Origin of the sequence: Ferruginibacter sp., from assembly GCF_031391665.1 — a bacterium.
GTDB lineage: Bacteria > Bacteroidota > Bacteroidia > Chitinophagales > Chitinophagaceae > Ferruginibacter.
This window is the reverse complement of the sequence record NZ_JANMUN010000219.1, coordinates 1-25072: the sequence shown is the minus strand read 5'-3', so window position 1 is coordinate 25072 and position 25072 is coordinate 1. Positions and strand designations below refer to the sequence as shown.

Below are 25072 nucleotides of genomic sequence, written 5' to 3'. Positions count from 1 at the left end.
AGTTAAACTAATTTTGAAAAATAAAGTCTTAAAAAACTATTGAATTATATGCTAAAAATTTACCTGCTTATTTTTATAATTGCTGCTGGTTTTTCGATTGCTGTTGCCCAAACAGATTCGCTTTCTGCAAAAGATAAAGCTATGCTTGATTCTATGATGGAGAACGATGAATTTTTAAAAATGATAAAAGAGCAATCAAAAAATTCTGTTGATATAAGTGTTGGTTTGGGTAATGGTGCATTCAGTTCTAACAATAATGCGGCTAATGCAACTGGGATAGATAATCAAATTATTTTTACACCTTCAATTATTTATCACACAAAAAATGGTTTCAGTTTTGGAGCGACAGGATTTTTAACTTCAGACAGTACAAATAAATTAGAATTGTATCAAACAGGTATTAGTGCTGCATACGATTATTACGGAAAAAAAGTGCTGGCCGGTTTTTCTTACACCAGGTACTTAAGTGATAAAAATAAATACAATACTAAATCATTGTATCAAAATGATGTTTACGGATATATAAAAAGGGCTAAGGGAATACTTCAACCAGGGTTGACTTCGGGTTTTGCAAATGGGAATTATAACGAAGTGGTTTTAGTTTTACGAAAAAGGCCGCTATTAGGTGATACATTAGTAAGAGATTCTACCAGTAATAAAGCAAGTTATTTTTCTGTTTCGGGAAGTGTTGAACATGATTTTAGTTTTTATAAATTGTTTTCAAAAGATGATAAACTGGATTTTGTGCCGTCCCTGATTATAAATTTTGGAAGTGATAAACTTACACAAACGCATCTCAATAAAGTATTTAATCGTCAAATTCTCAGTAGCAGAAAAAGAGTAGAAGCAACTAATAAATTTCAACTGCAGTCTGTTGCTGCTTCTTTTGATTTTACTTATGGCATTGGTAAATTCTTTTTACAACCCAATGTTTATTTAGATTATTATTTGCCCGAAACCACTGCTACAAGATTTGCGGCTATTTTTTCCGTTACTGCAGGGGTATCCTTTTAATATTCTCTTAACAAAATATTAGCCAAACTAATTTGCCCTTGGCATATAAGTTGAATAAATAGTTTAACTAAATAAATTTATTTATGAAAACAAAACTCTTATTAACAGCAGCAATTACCATTTTAAGCATTGGCGCTTTTGCCCAGGGCTTTAATATTGGTATTAAAGGGGGGGCTACACTTAACAAATTATCCGGACAAAGTTTTAAAGAAAAATTTACTTATGGCTATCATGTGGGTGGATTTGCTACCATTGGGTTAGGCGGAAAATTTGCCGTACAACCCGAGGTTTTATTCAGCCAGGTTAATGTAGACACTTCTGACAAATTCAGTGATGTGTACCAGTTTAATAAAACAGGAAAGATTGAACTTAAATATTTAACCATTCCCCTGTTATTAAATTATAATGCCGGTAAACTAATTACATTACAGGCCGGGCCACAGTTTGGTATATTAATGAATAAAGATGAGACCCTTGTACAGAACGGGAAAAATGCTTTTAAGGGCAACGATTTTAGTATGCTGGGTGGTGTACAATTAAAGTTTTCTAAATTAAGAGTTTATGGCCGTTATGTGGTTGGCTTAAATGATATTAATGATATTGACAATAAAGAAAAGTGGAAAAACCAAAGTATTCAGTTAGGTATAGGACTTGCTTTATAAGGCTTCGGTAAAATAGCTAAAAATTACTCAGGAACGTATGATGGTGAGAGAGCCATCTGCGTTCCATTTTATTATAGATGATGGGCTTGAAGGCGTTAGATCATCCTGACGGTGTTGAACAATATAGTCAACACCGTTTTTTATTGCCACATCAATATCAATAAAAAATAATGGTGGCGGATAGCCGCTGATATTTGCAGAAGTGGAAACAATGGGTTTTTTAAAATGGCTGATGAGCTGATTGCAAAAATCATCTTTTACAATTCTTATAGCTGCAGTGCCGTCGTTTGCAATTACGCCGGGTGCCAGGCCAACAGCATTTTCATAAATAACAGTAGTGGGTTTATGAATGCCTTTTATATAATCAAATATTTTTACATCGGGCTGGTTGGTGTAGGCTGCAATTGTTTTTTCATCCGCTACCAGTACAACCATACTTTTATCGTTTGCCCTTTGTTTTAATGTGTAAATTTTTTCAACAGCCTTTTGATTGGTGGCATCGCAGCCAATACCCCAAATGGTATCGGTAGGATAGAGGATGAGTCCGCCATTTTGTAAAACAGTTACACATTCTTTTATTTCATTTATAAACTGCATTAATCATTAGTTTTATTTTTTAATACATTTATTACCGTTTGGGTAATTACATTTTCATCAAGGCGTACTAAGCATTCGGGTGTGCCGTAAACTTTACAAATATTATTTACACAAGGTTCACAGGCTAATTGGCCAAGCCTGATAATACTGCGGTTAATTTTGTTGTAAGGCGCTGTATTATTTTCGTTGCCGGCACCAAACAAAACAATAGTATGCGTACCTAATGCATTGGCAACATGCGCCGGGCCGCTATCGGTGGTAAGCATTACGTTGCAGGAGCCGAGCAAAGTTAATAATTGATTTAAATTAGTTTTGCCTGCCTGGTTGGTAATGTTATTTTTATTTTCAAGTACATTGAATACTTCATCAACAAAAGCAATTTCTTTATTACTGCCCACTAAAATAATTTCTTCGGTAATATTTTTTCGCAGTGTGTTAATAATACTTACCGCTTTTTTTGCAGGCAATCTTCTGCTGCTTGCTTCGGAATTGATGTTTACTATTACTGCATTTTTTCTTTCTGTGGGTGAATTTTTTAATTCAACAGCAGGTGTTTTTATTTCAACATTTATAAATTGATTCAGTAAATCTGCATATTCTTCTACCCGGTGTAAACCTTTTTTCTTTGCGTATGCATTTGTTAAAAGTACCGAACGTAATTCCTTTTTATAGCCCACTCTTTTCTTTGCATTTACTGCTTTTGCCATTACTGCCGACGAAATGGAATCGGGCAGGCAAAAGAAAATATCATATTTTTTTTGCTGCCTGATTTGTTTGCCAAATTTATACGCCCCGGTTAAACCTGCATATTCTTCTTTATTAAAAATAAACCGCTGGTGATGTTTTGGAAAATACTCCAATAAAAAATCAATTCCTTTTTTTGCAATTACATCAATGGTTGCATTGGGATATTGTTGAGCAACGGCTTTTACAAAAGCAGTGCTCATTACCATATCTCCCAGCCAGTTGGGAAGGCGAATTAATATGTGTTGCGGTTGGTTCAAAAGTAAAAGTTGTAAACTATTTAGCAGGGAGCAGCAAATTGAATGTTGAATAATGATATTCAGTACAAGAGTGTCCTTCGTTCCTCAGGATAAACTCTGCCACCTCAGCTAAATAGCAGTAATAATGACCGGTTACAAAAATCAACTATTTTATTTATTATGTTTGCATAAATTTTAAAAAAATGAAGGATTTAATTTTAGAAGCCTGGACCAACAGGGAATTGTTGAAAGATAAAAAATATTCGGATGCAGTTAGGGCAGTTATTGAAGAAGTGGACAAGGGAAGATTAAGAACTGCCTCTCCTGCAGAAAGTGGATGGATTGTTAATGAATGGGTGAAGCAGGCCATATTGATGTATTTCGGTATTCAGCAAATGGAAACTTTTACATTACCGCCATTTGAATTTTATGATAAAATGAAATTGAAAAGCGATTACGCTTCATTGGGTGTAAGGGCTGTGCCGCATGCTGTTGCAAGATACGGCGCTTACCTTGCCAAAAATGTGGTGCTTATGCCCAGCTATGTAAACATTGGTGCGTATGTAGATGAAGGTACGATGGTGGATACATGGGCAACCGTGGGCAGTTGTGCACAAATTGGTAAAGGCGTACACCTGAGTGGTGGTGTGGGTATTGGCGGTGTGCTTGAACCTTTACAAGCCAGCCCTGTAATAATTGAGGATGGTTGTTTTATTGGCAGCCGCTGTATTGTTGTAGAAGGTGTGATAGTGGAAAAAGAAGCAGTGCTGGGTGCTAATGTGGTATTAACACAATCAACAAAAATTATTGATGTTAGTGGTGGTGCACCAATTGAAATGAAAGGTCGTGTGCCTGCAAGAAGTGTGGTGATACCGGGTAGCTATAATAAAAAATTTCCGGCAGGTGAGTTTGGTGTAGGCTGTGCATTAATTATTGGGCAGCGTAAAGCAAGTACCGATTTAAAAACAAGTTTGAATGATGCATTGAGGGATTTTAATGTAAGTGCATAGCCCCCATCCCCTGAAGGGGGGAAATTGTCAACAAGCATTTTATAATAGCAAATGTATTATTTACAAGTTTTAAAAAATTATTAATTTAAACCCCGAAATTTTTGCCGGGGTTTAATTTTTTTTATGCTTAAAGATGCTAAAATAAAAATTTCTGTTGCAGGATTTGTGGTAACTTTTATTGGGGCAATACTATTTTCTACCAAAGCAGTAATTGTAAAAAAAGCATTTACCGATATTAAAGTAGATGCATTAAGCCTGCTGGCTTTGCGGATGATTTGTGCTTTACCTTTTTATTTGATAGTTGCTTTTTATAAAACCAATCAGCATGCCAATAAAAAACTAACACAAAAGCAGTGGTGGTTTTTAATTGTGCTTGGGTTGATGGGTTATTATATCAGCAGCTTTTTAGATTTTGTGGGGCTGCAATATATTTCCGCCGGGTTGGAGCGGTTAATTTTATTTTTATATCCTACTATTACCGTTTTAATTACCACTTTATTTTTTAAGCAAAAAATTAATAACGTACAAAAGCTGGCGTTGCTGTTAACCTATGCCGGTATTGCCATTGCTTTTTTCGGCGAATTAAAAATTGATAGCGGCAATCCCAATTTTTATTTGGGTAGCGGGCTAATTTTTTTATGCGCCATCACATACGGTTTTTTTGTGGCAGGCAGCGGGCAGCTAATTCCGCAAATTGGCGCTACAAAATTTACTGCTTATGCTATGATGGTTGCCTGCATTGGCGTGTTGTTACATTATTTTATTACTGGCAATTTTACTGCTATACAAAATGGGGGCAATACATTTTGGTTCTATGGAATTTTATTAGCCGTAGTTGCCACGGTTATACCTACATTTTTAATTTCGTCAGGGTTAAAAAAAATGGGTGCAAATAATGTGGCGATTGTTTCCAGCATTGGCCCGGTATCAACCATTATTCAGGCGCATTTTATTTTAGGAGAAGAAATTTTTATGGCACAAATTGTTGGAATGGTGCTGGTAATTGCCGGTGTGGTTATGATTGGTTGGAAAACTTCGGCAAAACAAAAAGAGTAATTGATTTAAACCTTAAATTTGCAGCCCGGTACTGGTTAACAAATAAACAATATGCCCAGATGGCGAAATTGGTAGACGCACTGCCTTCAGGTGGCAGCGTTCGAAAGGATGTGCAAGTTCGAATCTTGTTCTGGGCACTGCAATGGACAAACCATTTTTTTTCGGTTTGTCCATTTTTATTTTTAAGCATCTACCAAAAGCTGGTTACACAATTTAGCTGCAAAAAATATTTTATTAAGATGAATGGTCTGCATATAGTAAAATCTGCCATCATTACAGTAAAACCTTACATTGAATAATTTGCTACATCGTTATAATTTGATGTTCTGTTTTGCAGGTGTTTTTAAGAACCCAACTTTGCAGGCATACGATTGTTAAACGGTTGTACTGACGGATGAATTTGCTGTATGAATTTCAGGTAATACATTAAATAACTCATCTGCTTTATTTTCCGCACTGTTCATTTGCCTGTTAATACCCGGTGCTGCATAATTACCAAACTGCATGGCTCAAGTTTTACATGTTTATAAAGAAAAATTTTGAAGAGTTTGAATTGGGTTACACCCGTTGCACAAAAGAGCGAACTATTGCTGCTGCAGATATAGATTTTCATGCAAAAGAATCAGGCGATTATTTTCCTCATCACATGGACGAAGAATGGTGTAAAACACAACCTTTTAAAAAACGTATAGCCCACGGCACATTAATTTTTACAATAGCAATTGGATTAACTGCGGATTTTGTAAACGAAGCTGCAATGACTTACGGCTACGACAGATTGCGTTATATTAAACCCGTTTTTATTGGGGATACTTTAAAAGTTACGGTTACAATTAAAGGTAAAAAAGACCATAAAAAACCTGGCTGTGGTTTAGTAACAGAAATGGTGGAAACTTTTAATCAGCACAACGAATTGGTAATGGTTTGCGAACACATTTTGTTAGTGAATAAAAAAGAAGTGTAAACAATAATGGCTGCAATTAATTTAAAAGGGATAACATGGGGACACAGCAGGGGAATTACACCATTGCTTGCGGCTTCGCAGCGCTATAACGAATTGCACCCGGATGCAGAAATACAATGGACAAAAAGAACTTTGCAGGAGTTTGCAGATTTTCCAATTGAGAAATTAACTGAACAATACGATTTATTAATTATCGATCATCCGTGGGTGGGTTGTGCAGCTGCCACTAATTGTGTGTTGCAGCTGGATGAATATTTATCAGCAGCATATCTACAGGATCAATTAGAAAATTCTGTGGGCCATTCTCACGAAAGTTATAATTATAACAATAAACAATGGGCATTGGCTATTGATGCAGCCACACCTGCTGCAAGCTGCAGAAAAGATTTGTTAGATAAAAATAATATAGCTCTGCCGCAAACCTGGCAGGATGTAATTGATCTAGCAAAAAAAGGAAAAATAGCAGTGCCTGCAATACCCATTGATCTGTTAATGAACTTTTATACTTTTTGTATTGCACATGGTAAAAAGCCTTTTCAAAATGAAGAGGAAGTAATTGATGAGCAAACAGGAGTACAGGCGATTGAGACGATGAAGGAACTGTACTCTTTGTTAGATAAAAAAATGTTTACCTGCAACCCCATTGCTGTTGCAGAATTAATGAGTACCGGAGATGATTACTGGTATTGTCCGTTTGCTTATTGTTATTCTAATTATTCAAGAAAAGGGTATACAAAAAATGTATTGCAGTATTATGATATGGTTTCTTTTAACGAAAAAAAATTACAAACAACTATTGGAGGAACGGGATTATCAATATCTGCATTTAGTAAACATAAAACTATAGCGGTTGATTTTGCTAAATGGATTGTGTCAGGCGAAATGCAGCAAACATTTTATATGCAGCATGGCGGGCAACCGGGGCACCGCAAAGCATGGCTTAATGCAGACGCCAACTATCTTACTAATAATTTTTTTAAAAATATTTTACCTGTGATGGATAATGGGTATGTACGGCCGAGGTATAATGGTTACCTGCATTTTCAGGATAATGCAGGCTTGCCTTTGCAAAAATGTATCATGCAAAATTTAAACGCTGCTACTGCATTACAGGAAATAAATACAATTTATCAGCGAAGCCTTATTCACAAAAAAACAATTGTTGCTGTATGATGGATTTGCCATTACAAGGAATAACAGTGCTGGAATTCAGTCAGTACCTTTCCGGCCCTTCGGCAGGATTGCGTTTGGCTGATTTAGGTGCAAGGGTTATTAAAATTGAAAGGCCGCATAAAGGTGATGCCGGCCGAAAACTGGCTATTAAAAATTTATGGGTAGATGATAACTCATTGTTGTTTCATACCATTAACCGTAATAAAGAAAGTTTTACTGCAGATTTAAAAAATGAAACTGATATAACTATTGTAAAAAAACTTATTGCCAAAGCAGATGTTATCATTCATAATTTCCGCCCCGGTGTTATGGAAAAAACTGGTTTGGATTATGAAGCAGTAAAGAAAATAAATGATAAAATTATTTATGCTGCTATTTCTGGCTATGGAAAAACAGGGCCCTGGAAAAATAAACCCGGTCAGGATTTATTGCTGCAATCCATAACAGGACTTGCATATACTTCGGGTAATGGTACAAACGGGCCAGTGCCATTTGGTATTTCCATTGCAGATATGCTGTGTGGGGCACAATTAGTACAGGGTATTTTAGGGGCATTAATAAGAAGACAAAAGAATAATACTGGTGCATTAATAGAAATAAGTTTGCTGGAATCTTTACTCGATTTTCAATTTGAATTGCTTACGACATATTATACCAATCAGCAGCAGCCGCAACGGAGTAAAATTAATAATGGTCACCCATTATTAAGTGCGCCTTATGGTATTTATAAAACAGCCGACGGTTATATTGCTTTAGCGATGATGGATATACAGGTACTTGCAAGCGCCATTAAATGTAATGGGTTGCAAAATTTTTTACAGCAAGATGCATTTGAACAAAGGGATATTATTAAAAAAGTATTAGCTGAGCATATTATTACACAAGAAACAAAACACTGGTTAACTGCTTTGCAACAGCAGGATCTTTGGGCAATGGAAGTATTAGACTGGGATAAAATGCTGCAGCATGAAGCATACGAAGTTTTGGAAATGGAACAGGTGGTATATGCAGGCGATGAAAAAATTTTTACTACACGTTGTCCTGTTCGTATTAATGGAGAAAGATTGTATGCAGACAAACCGGCACCGCAATTAGGTGAGGACAATGAGAAAATAAAAAGAGATTTTTTAATTGCTGAATAGTGTTAGTATTTAGAGAGACTTGGGTTTATGTTCCTTGGGAACAACTAGTTGCTAGATAAAATAACGGTATTGTATTTTAAGTCCAGTAGGGGCGACACGTGGTTTTAGTAAAACATAATTAAGGCTGAATAATGAAATATTGTTGAAGAGTGCGACGCCAATGAAGCTAAATAGAAATAAAATGACGGGTTCAAAAAAATGTATAACACAAAAAATACCCCTTTAGGGGATAGGGGCATGAATTTATTACAAGATATCATTGTGGTTGACTTCAGCCAGTTTTTATCGGGCCCTTCTGCAGCTTTGCGCCTTGCAGATATGGGTGCACAGGTGATAAAAGTTGAGCGGCCAGGTGTAGGCGATATTTGCAGGGAATTATATGTGTCGGATGTGATGATAGAAGGAGAGTCAACAATTTTTCATGCCATTAACCGCAACAAACAAAGTTATGCTGCTGATTTAAAAGATGCAGATGATTTAGAAAAAGTAAAACAATTGTTGCGTAAAGCCGATGTGATGATGCATAATTTTCGTCCGGGTGTAATGGAACGTATTGGGTTGGATTATGAAAAAGTAAAAAAAATAAATCCTGCAATAATTTATGCGGAAATAAGTGGCTATGGTAATGAAGGGCCATGGAAAGATTTGCCGGGACAAGATCTGTTATTACAGGCTGCATCGGGCTTAAGCTGGTTAAGTAATAATAATAATGAAAGTCCCACGCCAATGGGGGTAGCCGTAGTAGATATAATGGCAGGTACACATATTGCCCAGGGAATTTTAGCAACATTGTATAAAAGAACCATCAGTGGCGAAGGTGCGTTGGTGCAGGTAAATATGTTTGAAAGCATTTTAGATTTTCAATTTGAAGTATTGACTTCTTACTATAACGATGGCCGGCAATTACCGGTACGTGGAGCAGTAAACAGCGCCCATGCTTATATTGCGGCACCTTATGGTATTTATAAAACAATTGATGGTTACATTGCATTGGCAATGAGTGATATTATAATGCTGGCAACACTTTTGCAATGCGACACACTTAAAAAATTTAGTGACAGCAACGATTGGTTTAGTAAAAGAGATGAAATAAAAAAAATACTGGCAGATCATCTTGTAAAAAGCAGTGTGGCTTATTGGTTATCCATTTTGGAAAAAGCAGATATTTGGTGTGCACCTGTTTTGGATTATGATAACTTAGTAAAGGAAGAAGGCTATAAAATACTGAACATGGAAATTACTGTAAAAACAAGTAATGGGCTTTCGGTAAAAACAACAAGATGTCCGATAAGGGTAGATGGAAAGTTGCTGGTGTCGGATAAAGGAGCACCGCAATTGGGTGAACATAACGATGCAATTGAAAAACAATTTGAACTGGAAAAAGTATTCCAGGAAAAATAATTAAAGGAGTTTATTTTATCTTCGGCCATGCAAAAAATAATCGACACTCATATACATGTTTGGAATTTTGATAAAGCAGCTTATTCATGGCTGGATGGCAATACCAGCATACTGAACCGTACATATAATATTGAAGAGATAGCAACAGAAAGAAAAACAGTTGGGATAACAGAAGGTATATTAGTGCAGGCTGCAAATAATTTGGAAGATACTAACTGGATGCTGCAGGTAGCGGAAAACAATGATTGGATAAAAGGAGTTGTTGGCTGGTTGCCATTAACTGATACGGTTGCCACACAAAATATACTGGAAAAAAAATACGGGGAAGAAAAATATTTTAAAGGAGTGCGCCATCTTATACATGATGAGCAGGATGCAGAATGGTTATTACAGCCTGCTGTACTGGACAGCTTAAAACTTTTAGCCGAAAAAAATATTCCTTATGATGTTGTGGGGGTTTTGTCGCAGCATATTGAAACAGCATTGGAAGTGGCACAAAAAATTCCTGGATTAAAAATGGTGTTCGATCATTTAAACCAGCCGCCAATTAAAAGCAAAGAAAAATTTGGTGTATGGGGAGAGTTGATGAAGACAGCTTCTCAGCATAAAAATTTTTATGCAAAAATTTCGGGATTAGGTACTGCATCGGGTGATGGGGAAAACTGGGGAGCGGAAGATATAAAACCGTATATATCTTTTATGTTAGAAAATTTTGGAATCAACCGATGTTTTTGCGGCGGCGATTGGCCGGTTGCTTTATTGGCGGGCAGTTACAGCAATACATGGAATATTTATACTACAGTTATAAATGATTTAGTGAATGAAAGCGACAGCAGTAAAATTTTTTACAGCAACGCACAACGATTTTACAATCTATAAAAATAACGCAGCCATAAAATGGAATTGATCAACGGGGTTTTGTTTCATGCAACTGGTGCATCAAGTGCAGCGCTCTGTTACACACCACAAAAAAAAGTTATTGGCTGGAGCTGGCAAACGTACTGGCTGGCACAGGCATTTATTTGCTGGCTGGCTTTGCCGGTTATCATGGCATTTATAACTATTCCAAATTTAATGATGGTATTGCAGGAAGCACCAACTTCTGCAATGATAAAATCTTTTTTATTAGGGATGGCTTATGGTATTGGCGGTACTGCATTTGGTATTGCCATACGGTATGTTGGTTTTTCATTAACGTATGCTATTGCTGTTGGTATAAGTTGTGTGCTGGGTACTTTACTACCGCCACTGGTAAATGGTACTTTAGGAGATGTGTTAAAAAGTAATGGGGCATTTTTTTTGATTACTGGTATTGTAATGGGTGCAATTGGTATTGCTTTATGCGGCCTTGCAGGACGTAACAAAGAAAAAGATATTGAGAAAGATACCAAGAATACATCCACTTTTTCATTGGCAAAAGGGTTGCCCCTATGTTTACTGGCGGGTATTTTATCAGCCTTGTATGGGTTTTCGTTAGACCAGGGGCAACCTATTGCAGATGTTGCTGCAAAATATGGCGCCACAAATTTTCAAGGGAATGTGATTTATATTTTTTCTAACTCCGGCGCTTTTGTTACTACATTATTATATTGTTTGTATTTACATAATAAAGAAAAAACATTCGGGCAATTTTTTACAGCAGGTAGTAATAGTTTGGTAAAAAATTATTTTTTGTCTATACTAACAGGGTTGTTGTGGTACGGCCAATTTTTCTTTTACGGATTAGGCCATGTGCGTATGGGTAACTATAAATTTACCAGTTGGGCAATACACATGATAATGCTGGTATTGTTTAGTGCAGTGTTAGGTTTATTAATGAAGGAATGGAAAAACTGCAGTGCAATTACTATGCGTTTGTTAATATTAGCATTGATAGTTTTAATTACTGCGGTATTATTGTTAACTTATGGTAATTACTTAGGCGGAGTTTAAAGCCAGCAATTTTTTATGCAGCCAAACATTTCTTCTTCATCAAAAAATATTCCGATATATATTATTGGTGCCGGCGGTATTGTAAACACTGCTCATTTACCTGCATACAAAATTGCTGGCTTTAATGCGCAGGGCATTTATGATATTGATACTGCAAAAGCTGTTGCCACTGCTGCAAAATTTAATTTACCCAAAGTATTTGCAAGTGTTGCAGAAATGATTGCACATGCACCGGCAAATGCAGTTTTTGATGTGGCGGTTCCCGGCTCTCAAACTATTGCATTGTTACATCAATTACCCATTGGGGCAAAGGTATTGTTGCAAAAACCCATGGGAGAAAATTATGAAGAAGCAAAACAAATTTTGGAAATTACAAGAGAAAAAAAAATGCTGGCAGGCATTAATTTTCAATTGCGTTACGCACCATATATTTTAGCGGCAAAAGAATTAATTAATAAAAATTTACTGGGAGTGCTTAATGATATTGAAGTGAATGTAAATGTGTATACGCCCTGGCATTTGTGGGATTTTTTAATGGCATCGCCACGGGTAGAAATTTTATACCACAGTATTCACTACATAGATTTGATTAGAAATTTATTGGGCAATCCGCAATCGGTGTATGCAAAAACAACCAGGCATCCGGCAATGCCGCAACTGGCTTCTGTACGCAGCAATATTATTATGGATTATGGCGATATGGTAAGAGCAAATATCCTTACCAATCATTGCCATAATTACGGAATACCCAAACAGCAATCGTACATAAAAATAGAAGGCAGCAAAGGCGCTATAATAATAAATTTTGGTGCATTAATTAATTACCCACGGGGTGCTGCAGATAGTTTTGAATATATTTTATTGCAGGAAGGAAGCGAAGCACAATGGCAGCAAATGAAAATTGAAGGCAGTTGGTTTCCCCATGCGTTTATTGGCAGTATGAATGAAATGCTGCTGGCAGCCGAAGGAAAAATTGCAACACCTGATAATAGTGTTGAAGATTGTATTAATACCATGGCTTGTGTGGAGGCAGCGTATAAAAGTAGTGAGGAAGGAGGTGTGGCCCCTGTCCCCTAAAGGGGAACTTAGATTGTTACGTCATAATTATATTGTAGCAGTGATAAAGAAGAAAGGTTCTAAAATTAAAAGAGTAAAAAGTAAGATGAAAATATTTTTATTTATAGCAGTAGTATTTTTTCAACAAATTCTTTTTGCACAGCAAATTGCATTTCCCGGTGCAGAAGGTTTTGGTAAATATGCCACTGGTGGCCGTGGTGGAAAAGTAGTGGCCGTTACCAATTTAAATGATGATGGGGAAGGCAGTTTTAGAAATGCTTTAGAAAAATTTCCTGGCGAACCACTCACCATAATTTTTAAAGTATCGGGTATTATTGAATTGCAAACAAAAATTCAAATTAAAAGAAGCAACTTAACCATTGCCGGACAAACCGCTCCCGGTGATGGTATCTGTTTAAAAAATCAATCTTTAATTTTAAATGGTGCAGCTTCAAAAGGTAATCATGGTAATATCATTATTCGTTTTATTCGCTCAAGACCGGGGGGAACTGATAAAAAAGGTTTGTATGGTTTTGATATGGAGAACTGCCACGATGTAATTATTGATCATTGCAGTTTTAGCTGGGCCAACGAAGAATGTGCCGCCATGTACGATACCAAAAATACTACGGTGCAATGGTGCATCGTAAGTGAAGGTTTGTATGAAGCTGGACATGCAAAGGGCCACCGTAGTTATGGCGGTGTGTGGGGCGGACAATACGCCAGCTATCACCATAATTTAATTGCACACCAAAACAGCCGTGCTGTTCGCTTTAACGGCAGCCGGGCACACGATACTATGGCCATTATTGATTACCGCAATAATGTAATTTACAATTGGGGTAATGCCAATGCTTGTTATGGTGGCGAAGTAAATATTGCAGGCGGTGTATCACAAATAAATTTGGTAAATAATTATTACAAACCCGGACCTGCTACCCCAAACGAATTAAAATTTATACATGCAAATTATGCAGCAGCCAATGCAAAAGGCACTGGCGAATGGTTTGTAAGTGGCAACATTATGGAAGGCGATAAAGCGCTTACAAAAAAGAATTTTAAAGGGCTGAATTTGATGGAAGAAAATTATCCTACAACAGCATACGCAAAAAATGCTTTTACAATTACTGCGCCATTACCCGAACAAAATGCTATGGATGCTTATGAAGCAGTGCTAAAATATTGTGGCGCATTTTTGCCTAAAAGAGATGCAGTAGATGAAAGAGTAATTAATGAAACTAAAACCGGAACCGCAACAGGCAAAGGTATTTTTGGAAAAGCAGGCATTATTGATACACCACTAGCTGTTGGTGGCTGGAGTGATTATAAAACTATTGCAGCACCAGCTGATACTGATGAAGATGGAATGCCCGATGCATGGGAAATAAAAAATGGATTAAATGTAAATGATGCCAATGATAGAAATAAAATTGGAGCTGATAGATTTACAATGTTGGAAAAATATTTGAACGAAATGGTAGTGGTTAAATAAGAAAAATGAATCTGATAAAAAAAATACTATTTATTTTTCTTTTTGTAAGTAACAGTTGTACACTGTTGTTTGCTCAACCAAAAAGTAAAACTGTTTTTCTTGTTTATGAAAAAACTAATTCCCCACGTGTTCAATTTGGAATTGAAAAATTAAAATCTTCTTTATTGAATATTGGCTATCAAACTAAGATTATAAACGACATTAATTTTTTTTCAAAGTCTCCCTTAATTTTAATTACTTTCCGGCACAATAAAAAAATTGCAAATACCAGGATATTTGCAAAGATGCCTAAAGAAGGGTATACAATTATTTCAAAACAAAATGCTACTTTAATTGATGGTGCAGATGAGTCAGGAAGTCTTTATGGTTGTTTTGAGCTTGCAGAAATTATTGCAAACACAAAAAAACTTCCAGCAAATTTAAATATTACCGATGCCCCCGAAATGGTTTTACGTGGCGCCTGCATCGGTGTACAAAAACCCTATTATCTGCCCGGCAGAACAGTGTACGAATATCCCTACACTCCAGAAACCTTCCCTTGGTTTTACGATAAAAAATTATGGATACAATATTTAGATTCGATGGTAGAGAACCGGATGAATTCTTTGTACCTCTGGAATGGGCATCCCTTTGCTTCATTGGTGAAACTAAAAGATTATCCTTATGCGGTAGAAGTAGATGATGCTACTTTTAAAAAGAATGAAGAGATCTATCGTTTCTTAACAACAGAAGCAGATAAAAGAGGAATATGGGTGATACAAATGTTTTACAACATCATTGTATCAAAACCATTTGCCGAACACCATAACATTAAAACACAGGAAAGAGAAAGGCCCATCATTCCATTGATCGCTGATTATACCAGGAAATCCATCGCCGGATTTGTTGAAAAATATCCCAACGTAGGTTTAATGGTTTGCCTGGGAGAAGCGATGGAAGGAACAGGCAACGATGATATAGAATGGTTTACTAAAACAATAATTCCCGGAGTGCAGGATGGATTAAAAGCATTAGGAAAAACAGATGAACCCCCAATTGTTTTAAGAGCACACGATTGCGATGCACCAAGTGTAATGAAAGCCGCATTGCCTTTGTATAAAAATTTATATACCGAGGCAAAATTTAATGGCGAAGCATTAACTTATGCAAGGCCAAGAGGCGAATGGGCAAAGCTGCATCAAACCTTAAGTAAGTTGGGCAGTGTGCAAATTGAAAACGTACACATTCTTGCTAATTTAGAACCCTTCCGGTATGGCTCACCCGATTTTATTCAGCAGTGTGTAATTGGTATGCATGAGGTAATGGGCGGTAATGGTTTACATTTATATCCGCAGGCATCTTACTGGGATTGGCCTTACAGCGCCGATAGTGTTGCAGGAGGCAAACGTTTATTACAAATAGAAAGAGACTGGATTTGGTACAAAGCCTGGAGCCGTTATGCATGGAAAGCAAAGAGAAATAGAGTAGATGAAATAAATTACTGGAGTAATCAACTGGCTGATAAATTTGGTTGCAGCATTGCTGATGGCAAAAAAATATTAACTGCGTATGAAGAAAGCGGAGAAATTGCTCCAAAACTTTTACGCCGCTTTGGAATAACTGATGGCAACCGGCAGACATTAACGCTTGGAATGTTAATGACACAGTTAATAAATCCTTATCGTTATGGCTTGTTTACCTTATTGTATGATGCAGAAGCACCGGAGGGAGAGATGTTATTGGACTATGTTGATAAGGAAATGAAAGGAGTGAAGCATGTAGGTGAAACACCTGTGCAGGTTAATGAAGCTGTAAAACTACATGCTCTTAAAGCATTAGAAGCTATTAAAGCAATTGTAGCAAAAAAGAATAAAGAAGAGTTTGAAAGATTGCAGAGTGATGTGGAAAGTTATTATGCTTTGGCATTTCATTTTGCGTATAAAACAGAGGCTGCATTATCAGTATTAAAATATAAATACAGTAATGACATAAAAGATCTGGAAGATGCAGAGCAGTTACTTGATTTGAGTGTTACAATGTTCAGGGATTTAACAAAAATTACCAGCGCTTCTTACCTCTACGCCAACAGCATGCAAACCTCCCAACGCAAAATTCCAATGAGGGGAGTTGATGGTACTTACAAACACTGGAAAGAAATGCTGCCGGTATTTGAAAAAGAATTGAGGACATTCCGGTATAAAATTGATTCGCTGAAAAATAATGCTGGTAAAGTTGTTGCAGATGCGAAGCCATTTAAGAATGCCGATGTCCATACAATTGATTCAGCAGGGGCTTATTTTACTATTGAGAAAGACGGAAGAATATTCGCTGACAGCAACCTTATCATAAAATCTTATGCAAAAGAATTACAGGGATTGCAGGGAGTGAATTTTGGATATAAACAACAGTTAACAGCAGGGGCTTCTTTTACATTCGCATCCGATAAACCGGTAAAAGTATTGGTAGGTTTTTTTAAACCTCAAAAAGCAGCGTTTACAAAATATACTTTTTATTTAAAAGAGCCGGAACTGGAAACAAATGCAAGTGCCGATCATTATGGTCAGAGTGAAATAAAAATTTCCAATGCTATTTCAATTGAAGGTATGCCGCCAGTAAATATTCATACCTATAGTTTTAAAGCCGGGTTAAATACATTAAAACTGGAAAAAGGCGTGTGCCTGATCCTGGGTTTTGTAGATGGCGACACTGTTGTGCCGGTGTATGATGCAGGATTGATGAGTGATAATAAAAATAAAAATTTGGATTGGTTGTTTGAATAATATTTTTTTCAACGCCGAGAAAAAAAGAACAGGAGTTAACGCAGAGTTTCTCTGCGAAACCTCATGTATCTCTTTTCCTCTGCGATAAATTCCGAAGATGGTCATAAATAAAATAAAATATCTCCTTACAATAATACTCTTGTTAAGTATACAAAATCTTATTGCACAGGATTTAAAACTCTGGTACAAACAGCCTGCCGTAAAATGGACAGAAGCCTTACCTCTCGGCAATGGCAGAATTGGCGCCATGGTTTTTGGCGGAATTGAGCAGGACAGAATTCAATTTAACGAAGAAACTTTATGGACAGGTGAGCCAAGAAATTATAACAGGGCAGGCGCTTACAAATATTTAGATTCAATAAGACAATTGTTATTTGCAGGCAAACAAAAAGAAGCAGAAGCATTGGCCGAAAAACAATTTATGGGATTGAAAAGTAATGAAGGCAAGAAAGAAGAGTGGCTAAAAAATATCTTACAAAATACTGATTTTTCAAAAGAAAATTTTGACGACAGCCAATGGAAAACAATGCCCGTGCCATCATACGAAGGTTGGGAAGCTGCAGGCTTTGAAGGATTGGATGGTGCAGTATGGTTGCGTACCAGTTTTGAATTGCGTAGGAACATGCCTGCTGGCGTGCTCTTGCAAAACACAGGCATGCTTGTGTTAGATTTAAACAGGATAAGAGATTATGATCTTACCTATATCAACGGAAAATTAATTGGCACACAACAAAACACCGAGGCAAGAAAATACATTATTCCGGCTTCGCTTTTGCACGAAGGAAAAAATACTATTGCAGTACAGGTAATAAATTATGCTGATAAAGGTGGCATTGCAGGTTATAAAGACACTGCAAGGCATATTGGAATTTATCCTGTTGGTAACGAAGCAGAAAAAATTTCTTTGGATGGCCAATGGAAATATTTTATACAAAATGATGAGCCGCCTGCAGTAGCTGTGTACCAGGCCAGCTACCAACCCTTCGGCGATTTATTTTTGCAATTTAAAAATGTTGACAATGCTGCAAACTATAAAAGAGCATTAGATATCAGCAATGCCATCGCAACAACATCTTACTCATTAAATGGTATTAAATTTAAAAGAGAATATTTTATCAGCCAGCCCAACCAGGTAATGGCCATTAATGTAACGGCATCGCATAAGCACAGCATTAGTTTTAGTGCTTCATTAAGCAGTCCGCATAAAAATTTTATTGTAAAAAAAATAAATAATAACACGATTGCAATTTCAGTTAAAGTAAAAAACGGAGCATTGCGTGGCGAAAGTTATCTGCAAATAAAAACAACAGGTGGTACAATAAATATCAGCGATAATAAAATTGTAATTGCTTATGCAGATGAAGCTGCTTTGTATTTAACAGCAGGTACCAACTATAAAAATTATAAAGATATTACTGCTGACCCTGTTGCGCCATGTACCAATGCATTACAATCTATTGCTACAAAAAATTATCAGCAAATAAAAGCAGCGCATATAAAAGAGTACCAAAAATATTTCAACACCTACTCCATAAATTTTAGTGACTCCAAATCATCGGAGTCCAGTAACCCCCCTTTGGGAGGCAGGGGGGCAACAGATGAACGCCTTGCAAAATTTGCTACCTCCAGCGATCCTTCCTTCGTTGCTTTGTATCAGCAATACGGTCGCTATTTATTAATTGCATCCTCACGTCCGGGCACAAAGCCCGCCAACTTACAAGGCATCTGGAATGATTTACTTACGCCACCATGGGGAAGTAAATACACCACCAACATCAATGCAGAAATGAATTACTGGCCGGCAGAAAATTTAAATCTTTCTGCAATGCACCAACCACTGTTTGGTATGATTGAGGAGTTGGCGCAAACCGGTAAGCAAACTGCAAAAGAACATTACAATGCCCCGGGTTGGGTACTGCACCACAACACTGATATATGGCGGGGCACTGCGCCAATAAATGCGGCTAACCATGGTATTTGGGTTACAGGTGGCGCATGGTTGTGCCAGCATTTGTGGGAGCATTATTTATTTACACAGGATAAAATATTTTTAAAAAATAAAGCGTATCTCATCATGAAAGAAGCGGCTTTATTTTTCAATACGTTTTTAATTAAAGACCCGGTAACAGGTTTTTTAATCAGCACACCATCCAACTCGCCGGAGCAGGGTGGACTTGTTGCCGGGCCAACAATGGATCATCAAATAATAAGAGCATTGTTTAAAAATGTAATTGCCGCAGGCGAATTATTAAATACCGATGCAACATTCAGCAATACTTTAAAAGAAAAATATAAATTAATAGCGCCCAATAAAATTGGAAAATATAATCAGCTGCAGGAATGGATGGAAGATAAAGATGATACCGCCAACAAACACCGCCACATTTCGCATTTGTGGGGCATGTACCCCGGCAGCGAAATTAATTGGGATGATACACCTGCATTAATGAATGCTGCACAACAATCATTGTTGTATCGTGGCGATGCAGCTACGGGTTGGAGTTTGGGTTGGAAAATAAATTGCTGGGCACGTTTTAAAGATGGCGATCATACTTTTAAAATGATACAAATGCTGCTGAGCCCGGTAAAAGGCGGCGCAGGCAGTTATGCAAATTTGTTTGATGCCCATCCGCCATTTCAGATTGATGGCAACTTTGGCGGCGCTGCCGGCATTGGCGAAATGTTATTGCAAAGCCATACTAAATTTATTGATATACTTCCGGCATTGCCCGCTGCTTTGCCCAATGGAACAGTAAAAGGTATTTGTGCAAGAGGCGGATTTGTAGTGGATATAAAATGGGCAAATGGCGAATTGGAAAACATAAGTGTAATATCAAAAGCAGGCCTGCTATTGCTATTGCGGTATAAGGGTAAAATAAAAAGTATTACAACAACTAAAAACGGAATTTATAAATTTAATGCGGCGCTTAATAAATTGTAATATTTTTTGTGCCTGCCCCGATTATTTCGGGGGGACAAGCTTTTGTTTTCCATGGCAGCATCGTTGCGTCGCACTCTTGTACGACATACCATTGTTGAACTTTTTTTTTAAACATAAAAGCACAAAATCTTTTTTTTGCTTTGTGCTCTTTTTCTCTTTGTGGGAGACTTCTTTTGCACAACAAAATATAAGAGAAGATATTTTACTCAACAACGGTTGGACTTACAGCACCGCAATAAATAATTTACAATCTTTACCGCCCAATACCAGCAATTATTATTTTACAAAAGTTAATATACCGCACAATGCAGATGCTTACGATGGTTACCGCAGATTATTACATGGCAATAAACACGGCGATATCTGGTACAGAAAAATTATATCAATAGTACAACCCAATAAAAACCGCCGTAATTTTTTATATTTTGAAGGTGTAGGTTCTTATGCTACAATTTATCTTAATGGAAATGTAGTGGGCGAGCATGCCGGTGGCAGAACAACTTTTACCATTGATGTTACAGGCAAATTAAAAACTGATGGCGCTGCAAATGAATTGTTAGTATTGGCAAGTCATCCTGCCAATATTAAAGACCTGCCCTGGGTTTGTGGCGGTTGCAGCGATGAAAGAGGTTTTTCTGAAGGCTCTCAACCGATGGGAATTTTCAGGCCGGTACATTTAATTGTTACCAACGATGTGCGGATTGAGCCATTCGGTGTACATGCCTGGGCAGACATCAAAAATAATACAGCTACATTATGGGTTAATACCACAGTAAAAAATTATGCTCAGCAAAACAAAAATATCATTATCACCACCCATTTAAAAGATACTGCAGGTAAAACGATTGCCGAATTTTCTTCACCACATTTGTTGAAAGCAAAAGATTCAATTGCTGTTTTGTCAATTGGAATTAAAGTTGATAATCCTAAATTATGGTCAATAGAAAATCCTTATCTCTATAAAATTATTTCAACCATCAAAGAAAATAATTTGATCATTGATAAAACCGAAACCGATTTTGGTTTCCGTACCATCAATTTTAAAACTGCATCACATCAATTTTTATTAAATAACAAACCTGTTTTTATAAATGGCATTGCTGAGTACGAACATTTATTAGGACAAAGCCATGCCTTTAGCAACGAACAAATTGTGGCAAGAATGAAATGGATACAAGCCGCCGGCTTTAATGCGTTGAGGGATGCACATCAACCACATAATTTATTGTACGGCAAATTGTGTAATCAAAAAGGTATTTTATGGTGGACACAATTATCGGCACATGTGTGGTACGATACGAAAGAGTTTAGAGACAATTTTAAAAAATTATTAAGAGAATGGGTGATAGAAAGAAGAAATGATCCTTCAGTTATTTTATGGGGATTACAAAATGAAAGTAAGTTACCGGCAGCTTTTGCAGAGGAATGTACGGCACTCATTCGTTCACTTGATCCTACAGCATCAACGCAAAGATTAGTTACCACCTGCAATGGCGGCGAAGGCACCGATTGGGATGTACCACAAAACTGGACGGGCACTTACGGCGGCGATCCAAATACTTATGCCGAAGATTTAAAAAAACAAATTTTAGTTGGTGAATATGGGGCATGGCGCACAATTGATTTACACACCGAAGGCGGCTTTAAACAAAACGGTATTTTAAGTGAGGATAGAATGACACAGTTGATGGAACAAAAAATTCGTTTAGCAGAATCAGTAAAAGACAGTGTTGCCGGGCATTTTTTTTGGCTGCTCACTTCGCATGATAATCCTGGTCGTATACAGGGTGGTGAAGGGTTGAGAGAACTGGACAGAATTGGCCCGGTAAATTATAAAGGATTGCTCACACCATGGGAAGAACCAACTGATGCATTTTACATGTTCCGCAGTAATTATGTATCTAATAAAAAAGAGCCAATGGTTTACATTGTTTCGCACACCTGGCCCAACCGCTGGATGACAGCCGGAATAAAAGACAGTATTTATGTGTACAGTAATTGCGATGAAGTGGAATTGTTTAATGATATTGATAATGCTTCTCTTGGTAAACAAAAACGTAATGGTATTGGTACACATTTTCAGTGGAACAAAGTAAATATTCAATACAATGTGTTGTATGCGGTTGGTTATGTAAACGGAAAATCGGTAGCAAGAGATACGATAACATTGTTTCATTTACCGCAATCGCCAAATTATAATAAGTTGTATGCGAATGTGAAATCATTTACGAAACCGAAAGCTGGCTATCAATATGTACATCGAATTAATTGCGGCGGCGGTACTATAAAAGATGAAAACGAAAATACATGGTGGCCGGATGAAAATAATTTTTCATCATGGTCGAAAGATTTTGAAAGTATGCCTAAAAATTTTACAAGCCAGCGCAGAACTTTTGCCCCCATAAAAAATACAAAAGACTGGAAGCTGTTTCAAAGTTTTAGATATGGAAAAAATAAAATGAAATTTGAATTTGATGTAGAAGAAGGGGAGTATTTAGTAGAACTGTATTTTATCGAACCTTGGTTAGGTGTAAGCGGCATCAATGCAAAAGCAATGCGTTTGTTTGATGTAGCCATAAACAACAAAATTGTTTTAAATGATATAGACATCTGGAATGAAGTTGGCACAAATGCTGTGTTAAAGAAAAATTTTATTGCAAAAGCGGTTAATGAAAAAATCACCATATCGTTTCCTGAAAGTAAAGCAGGCCAGGCTGTAATTTCTGCTATTGCAATTGCTAAAAAGGGAGAGCCTGAAAATAGAAGGGGAGCTACTAAAAGAAGTTCTTCAAAAACGTTTCAATATTGGCTGGATATTGGCGATAAACAATTTCTAAACGAAATCATTCAAATTAACTCATTGCCATCAAATTTATTTGGTGCCACTTGGCTTCAATTAAAATCAAGAGAACATACTAAAATCTTTTCTTATCAAGCCAACGAGTTAAGTGATTTATTTTTTTGTGTAAAAGAAGGCTATAAAGACATTGATTTATTTCAAACAATGGAGAAAACGAATACACAAATAATCACAGACGAAAATGGCGGTACAAAATATATGGTGTACCGAAAAAGATTGGCAAAAGATGATACGATATCCGTCAATATCAATTCAAATATTATTGTTTGCATGCAGCCTGCCAACAATATGCAGCCAGCCTACGATCTAAAACCTTCCATCGCTTACCGTCCTGCTACAGCAAAACTAATTGATGATGGAGTAACAAAAACCGCAGTAAATGAAAGAGAAACCCTTCTTTTTAATAAAAATGAAAGTGCAATTGAATGGAGTATAAATATTGGTGCAGCAGATATTTATTCACTAAACATTCGCTACTCCAATGAAACAAATAAAAGTTTATCCGGCAAGTTGGAAATAGTTGCAGCAGATGGCACTGTAATGAAGTCTGAAAAAATTACCTTTACAAATTCCAAACCTGGTAAATGGAATTATATTACCACCAATACCGGTAATATGATCAATGCAGGAAATTATGCTGTAAGAATTATTGCAGTTGATGCAATCGGAGTTGGGGTCTCAGGTTTGGATGTTCAATAGTAAATTCAAAAGGAGCTGCATAATAAAAATATTATTTGCCTGAAAGCTAAAAAGAAAAAATAAAAATAAAATGTGCAATCAATTGCCACTGGCTTCAGCCAGTGGACAAAAAATAAAACATAATCGGCTTTAGCCAAATCTTTGAGAGCTGAGTTAATTAAATTGGGCTAAGGCTTTTAAACTGCATAACTTTTTCTCCAGCTAAAGCTGCAGGAAATTTAAATACAAGGCTTCTATCTATGTAACAACTTAATTTTAAAAAAAATCATTTAATAAAAACGGCAAAAATTCATAAAATGGAATTTAGAACACTAGGAAAAACAAACATCAAAGTTTCAGCAATTAGTTTAGGCACCTGGCAGGTAGGCGGCAAATGGGGCGATAATTTTGATAATGCCAATGCCGATGCAATTTTAAATAAAGCAATTGACAGCGGCGTAAATTTTATTGATACCGCAGATGTGTACAGCGACGGCGAAAGTGAAAAGGCCGTAGGCAGGTTAATAAAAAATAGAAAAGAAAAAATTTATGTCGCCACAAAATGCGGCAGGCAAATACAACCGCATGTTGATGCAAGCTACACTGTTGAAGTGCTGCGGAAATTTGTAGAAAACAGTTTAACCAATATGGGATTGGAAACAATCGATTTAATTCAGTTGCATTGTCCGCCAGCAAATGTATATTACCGCCCCGAAATTTTTGCCTTGTTCGATACATTAAAACAAGAAGGAAAAATTCAGCACCTGGGTGTGAGTGTAGAAAAAGTGGAAGAAGCATTAAAAGCGATAGAGTATGATAATGTAACAACGGTACAAATTATCTTCAACATGTTTCGGCAGCGGCCTTCGCAATTATTTTTCAGCGAAGCGAAGAAAAAAAATATAGGTATTATTGTAAGGGTGCCATTAGCAAGTGGATTGCTGACTGGGAAATTTTCTGCGACTACAAATTTTACCGAAGGCGATCACCGGCAATTCAACCGTAATGGCGAAGCCTTTGACAAAGGAGAAACTTTTAGCGGTATTGATTATGCCACCGGCCTTGCAGCAGTGGAAGCATTAAAAGAAATTTTTCCAGACCAAACTAATTTAGCGCCACTTGCATTAAAATGGATTTTACAATTTGATGCGGTGAGTTGTATTATTCCCGGTGCTTCAAGTAATAAACAGGTAGATTCTAATTTAAGTGCTTTCGATATGCCTGATTTTACAGTGGCACAATTGCAGGCGGTGCAGGAAGTGTATCAAAAATATATTAAACCATCGGTGCATCAGTTATGGTAAAAATCAAAGTAGCTAATCAAATATTGTCAGCCTGAGCTTGTCGAAGGC

At 36.8% G+C, this 25072-nt stretch carries 19 protein-coding genes and 1 tRNA gene; 17 read left to right on the top strand and 3 right to left on the bottom strand.

Translation table 11 applies throughout. The features are described from left to right. Positions 1–48 precede the first annotated feature (48 nt). Positions 49–1014 (top strand): hypothetical protein, encoded by a 966-nt coding sequence (locus tag ACY651_RS16625; protein ID WP_462254617.1) that lies wholly within the window; start codon positions 49–51, stop codon positions 1012–1014. Positions 1015–1097: 83 nt separating this feature from the next. Beyond that, the gene (locus ACY651_RS16620) at positions 1098–1676 is read left to right on the top strand and encodes a porin family protein (RefSeq protein ID WP_462254616.1); all 579 of its coding nucleotides are present in this window, start codon (positions 1098–1100) and stop codon (positions 1674–1676) included. Between the two features lie 27 nt (positions 1677–1703). Here ACY651_RS16620 and ACY651_RS16615 read toward each other — a convergent pair whose 3' ends face one another. Both ACY651_RS16615 and waaF read right to left on the bottom strand, forming a co-directional pair. Continuing rightward, positions 1704–2273, bottom strand: a complete 570-nt coding sequence (locus tag ACY651_RS16615; protein ID WP_462254615.1) for an L-threonylcarbamoyladenylate synthase — start codon at positions 2271–2273, stop codon at positions 1704–1706. Next, a complete protein-coding gene (gene waaF, locus ACY651_RS16610) occupies positions 2273–3277 on the bottom strand; it encodes a lipopolysaccharide heptosyltransferase II (protein ID WP_462254614.1) in 1005 nt (334 codons plus the stop codon). The genes ACY651_RS16615 and waaF overlap by 1 nt, the downstream gene beginning before the upstream one ends. Positions 3278–3459: 182 nt before the next feature. Between waaF and ACY651_RS16605 the strand changes: the two genes are divergently transcribed. The 3 genes from ACY651_RS16605 (at position 3460) to ACY651_RS16595 (ending at position 5459) form a co-directional block, all read left to right on the top strand. After that, a complete protein-coding gene (locus ACY651_RS16605) occupies positions 3460–4266 on the top strand; it encodes a 2,3,4,5-tetrahydropyridine-2,6-dicarboxylate N-succinyltransferase (protein ID WP_462254613.1) in 807 nt (268 codons plus the stop codon). A 123-nt stretch (positions 4267–4389) separates the two neighbouring features. Then, the gene (locus ACY651_RS16600; protein ID WP_462254612.1) at positions 4390–5322 is read left to right on the top strand and encodes a DMT family transporter; all 933 of its coding nucleotides are present in this window, start codon (positions 4390–4392) and stop codon (positions 5320–5322) included. Between the two features lie 53 nt (positions 5323–5375). Next, positions 5376–5459 (top strand) — tRNA-Leu (locus ACY651_RS16595). 237 nt (positions 5460–5696) lie between these two features. Here ACY651_RS16595 and ACY651_RS16590 read toward each other — a convergent pair. Next, the gene (locus ACY651_RS16590; protein ID WP_462254611.1) at positions 5697–5828 is read right to left on the bottom strand and encodes a hypothetical protein; all 132 of its coding nucleotides are present in this window, start codon (positions 5826–5828) and stop codon (positions 5697–5699) included. Positions 5829–5842: 14 nt separating this feature from the next. On the opposite strand from ACY651_RS16590, the gene ACY651_RS16585 reads away from it, so the two are divergent. The 12 genes from ACY651_RS16585 (at position 5843) to ACY651_RS16530 (ending at position 25024) form a co-directional block, all read left to right on the top strand. Continuing rightward, positions 5843–6286 carry a MaoC family dehydratase gene (locus tag ACY651_RS16585; RefSeq protein ID WP_462254610.1) on the top strand — a complete coding sequence of 148 codons (444 nt, stop codon included), beginning with the start codon at positions 5843–5845 and terminating at the stop codon, positions 6284–6286. 6 nt (positions 6287–6292) lie between these two features. After that, a complete protein-coding gene (locus ACY651_RS16580; protein WP_462254609.1) occupies positions 6293–7459 on the top strand; it encodes an ABC transporter substrate-binding protein in 1167 nt (388 codons plus the stop codon). Then, a complete protein-coding gene (locus ACY651_RS16575) occupies positions 7456–8601 on the top strand; it encodes a CaiB/BaiF CoA transferase family protein (protein WP_462254608.1) in 1146 nt (381 codons plus the stop codon). The genes ACY651_RS16580 and ACY651_RS16575 overlap by 4 nt, the downstream gene beginning before the upstream one ends. Before the next feature lie 198 nt (positions 8602–8799). Beyond that, positions 8800–10002 (top strand): CaiB/BaiF CoA transferase family protein, encoded by a 1203-nt coding sequence (locus ACY651_RS16570; RefSeq protein ID WP_462254607.1) that lies wholly within the window; start codon positions 8800–8802, stop codon positions 10000–10002. A gap of 27 nt (positions 10003–10029) precedes the next feature. Further along, positions 10030–10881, top strand: coding sequence for an amidohydrolase family protein (locus tag ACY651_RS16565; protein WP_462254606.1), 852 nt, complete (start codon positions 10030–10032; stop codon positions 10879–10881). A gap of 18 nt (positions 10882–10899) precedes the next feature. Beyond that, complete coding sequence (locus ACY651_RS16560; protein WP_462254605.1) at positions 10900–11934, top strand: L-rhamnose/proton symporter RhaT; 1035 nt, start codon at positions 10900–10902, stop codon at positions 11932–11934. 15 nt (positions 11935–11949) lie between these two features. Then, the gene (locus ACY651_RS16555; protein WP_462254604.1) at positions 11950–13011 is read left to right on the top strand and encodes a Gfo/Idh/MocA family protein; all 1062 of its coding nucleotides are present in this window, start codon (positions 11950–11952) and stop codon (positions 13009–13011) included. Positions 13012–13096: 85 nt separating this feature from the next. Then, complete coding sequence (locus ACY651_RS16550) at positions 13097–14482, top strand: pectate lyase family protein (protein WP_462254603.1); 1386 nt, start codon at positions 13097–13099, stop codon at positions 14480–14482. A gap of 5 nt (positions 14483–14487) precedes the next feature. After that, positions 14488–17241: an alpha-d-galacturonidase gene (locus ACY651_RS16545; protein WP_462254602.1), complete on the top strand. Its 2754-nt coding sequence runs from the start codon at positions 14488–14490 to the stop codon at positions 17239–17241. Positions 17242–17380: 139 nt separating this feature from the next. Next, positions 17381–20182, top strand: a complete 2802-nt coding sequence (locus tag ACY651_RS16540; RefSeq protein ID WP_462254601.1) for a glycoside hydrolase family 95 protein — start codon at positions 17381–17383, stop codon at positions 20180–20182. Between the two features lie 142 nt (positions 20183–20324). Then, the gene (locus ACY651_RS16535) at positions 20325–23741 is read left to right on the top strand and encodes a malectin domain-containing carbohydrate-binding protein (protein ID WP_462254600.1); all 3417 of its coding nucleotides are present in this window, start codon (positions 20325–20327) and stop codon (positions 23739–23741) included. 296 nt (positions 23742–24037) lie between these two features. Then, positions 24038–25024, top strand: a complete 987-nt coding sequence (locus ACY651_RS16530) for an aldo/keto reductase (RefSeq protein ID WP_462254599.1) — start codon at positions 24038–24040, stop codon at positions 25022–25024. Positions 25025–25072: the final 48 nt, after the last annotated feature.

What these genes read in the sequence shown, in the direction of transcription:
- ACY651_RS16590 (WP_462254611.1), bottom strand. Translation starts at nt 5,828, where the DNA reads ATGCAGTTTGGTAATTATGCAGCACCGGGTATTAACAGGCAAATGAAC.
- ACY651_RS16605 (WP_462254613.1), top strand. Translation starts at nt 3,460, where the DNA reads ATGAAGGATTTAATTTTAGAAGCCTGGACCAACAGGGAATTGTTGAAA.
- ACY651_RS16565 (WP_462254606.1), top strand. Translation starts at nt 10,030, where the DNA reads ATGCAAAAAATAATCGACACTCATATACATGTTTGGAATTTTGATAAA.
- ACY651_RS16620 (WP_462254616.1), top strand. Translation starts at nt 1,098, where the DNA reads ATGAAAACAAAACTCTTATTAACAGCAGCAATTACCATTTTAAGCATT.
- ACY651_RS16600 (WP_462254612.1), top strand. Translation starts at nt 4,390, where the DNA reads ATGCTTAAAGATGCTAAAATAAAAATTTCTGTTGCAGGATTTGTGGTA.
- ACY651_RS16615 (WP_462254615.1), bottom strand. Translation starts at nt 2,273, where the DNA reads ATGCAGTTTATAAATGAAATAAAAGAATGTGTAACTGTTTTACAAAAT.
- ACY651_RS16545 (WP_462254602.1), top strand. Translation starts at nt 14,488, where the DNA reads ATGAATCTGATAAAAAAAATACTATTTATTTTTCTTTTTGTAAGTAAC.
- ACY651_RS16575 (WP_462254608.1), top strand. Translation starts at nt 7,456, where the DNA reads ATGATGGATTTGCCATTACAAGGAATAACAGTGCTGGAATTCAGTCAG.
- ACY651_RS16580 (WP_462254609.1), top strand. Translation starts at nt 6,293, where the DNA reads ATGGCTGCAATTAATTTAAAAGGGATAACATGGGGACACAGCAGGGGA.
- ACY651_RS16550 (WP_462254603.1), top strand. Translation starts at nt 13,097, where the DNA reads ATGAAAATATTTTTATTTATAGCAGTAGTATTTTTTCAACAAATTCTT.
- ACY651_RS16570 (WP_462254607.1), top strand. Translation starts at nt 8,800, where the DNA reads ATGTATAACACAAAAAATACCCCTTTAGGGGATAGGGGCATGAATTTA.
- ACY651_RS16625 (WP_462254617.1), top strand. Translation starts at nt 49, where the DNA reads ATGCTAAAAATTTACCTGCTTATTTTTATAATTGCTGCTGGTTTTTCG.
- ACY651_RS16560 (WP_462254605.1), top strand. Translation starts at nt 10,900, where the DNA reads ATGGAATTGATCAACGGGGTTTTGTTTCATGCAACTGGTGCATCAAGT.
- ACY651_RS16555 (WP_462254604.1), top strand. Translation starts at nt 11,950, where the DNA reads ATGCAGCCAAACATTTCTTCTTCATCAAAAAATATTCCGATATATATT.
- ACY651_RS16585 (WP_462254610.1), top strand. Translation starts at nt 5,843, where the DNA reads ATGTTTATAAAGAAAAATTTTGAAGAGTTTGAATTGGGTTACACCCGT.
- ACY651_RS16530 (WP_462254599.1), top strand. Translation starts at nt 24,038, where the DNA reads ATGGAATTTAGAACACTAGGAAAAACAAACATCAAAGTTTCAGCAATT.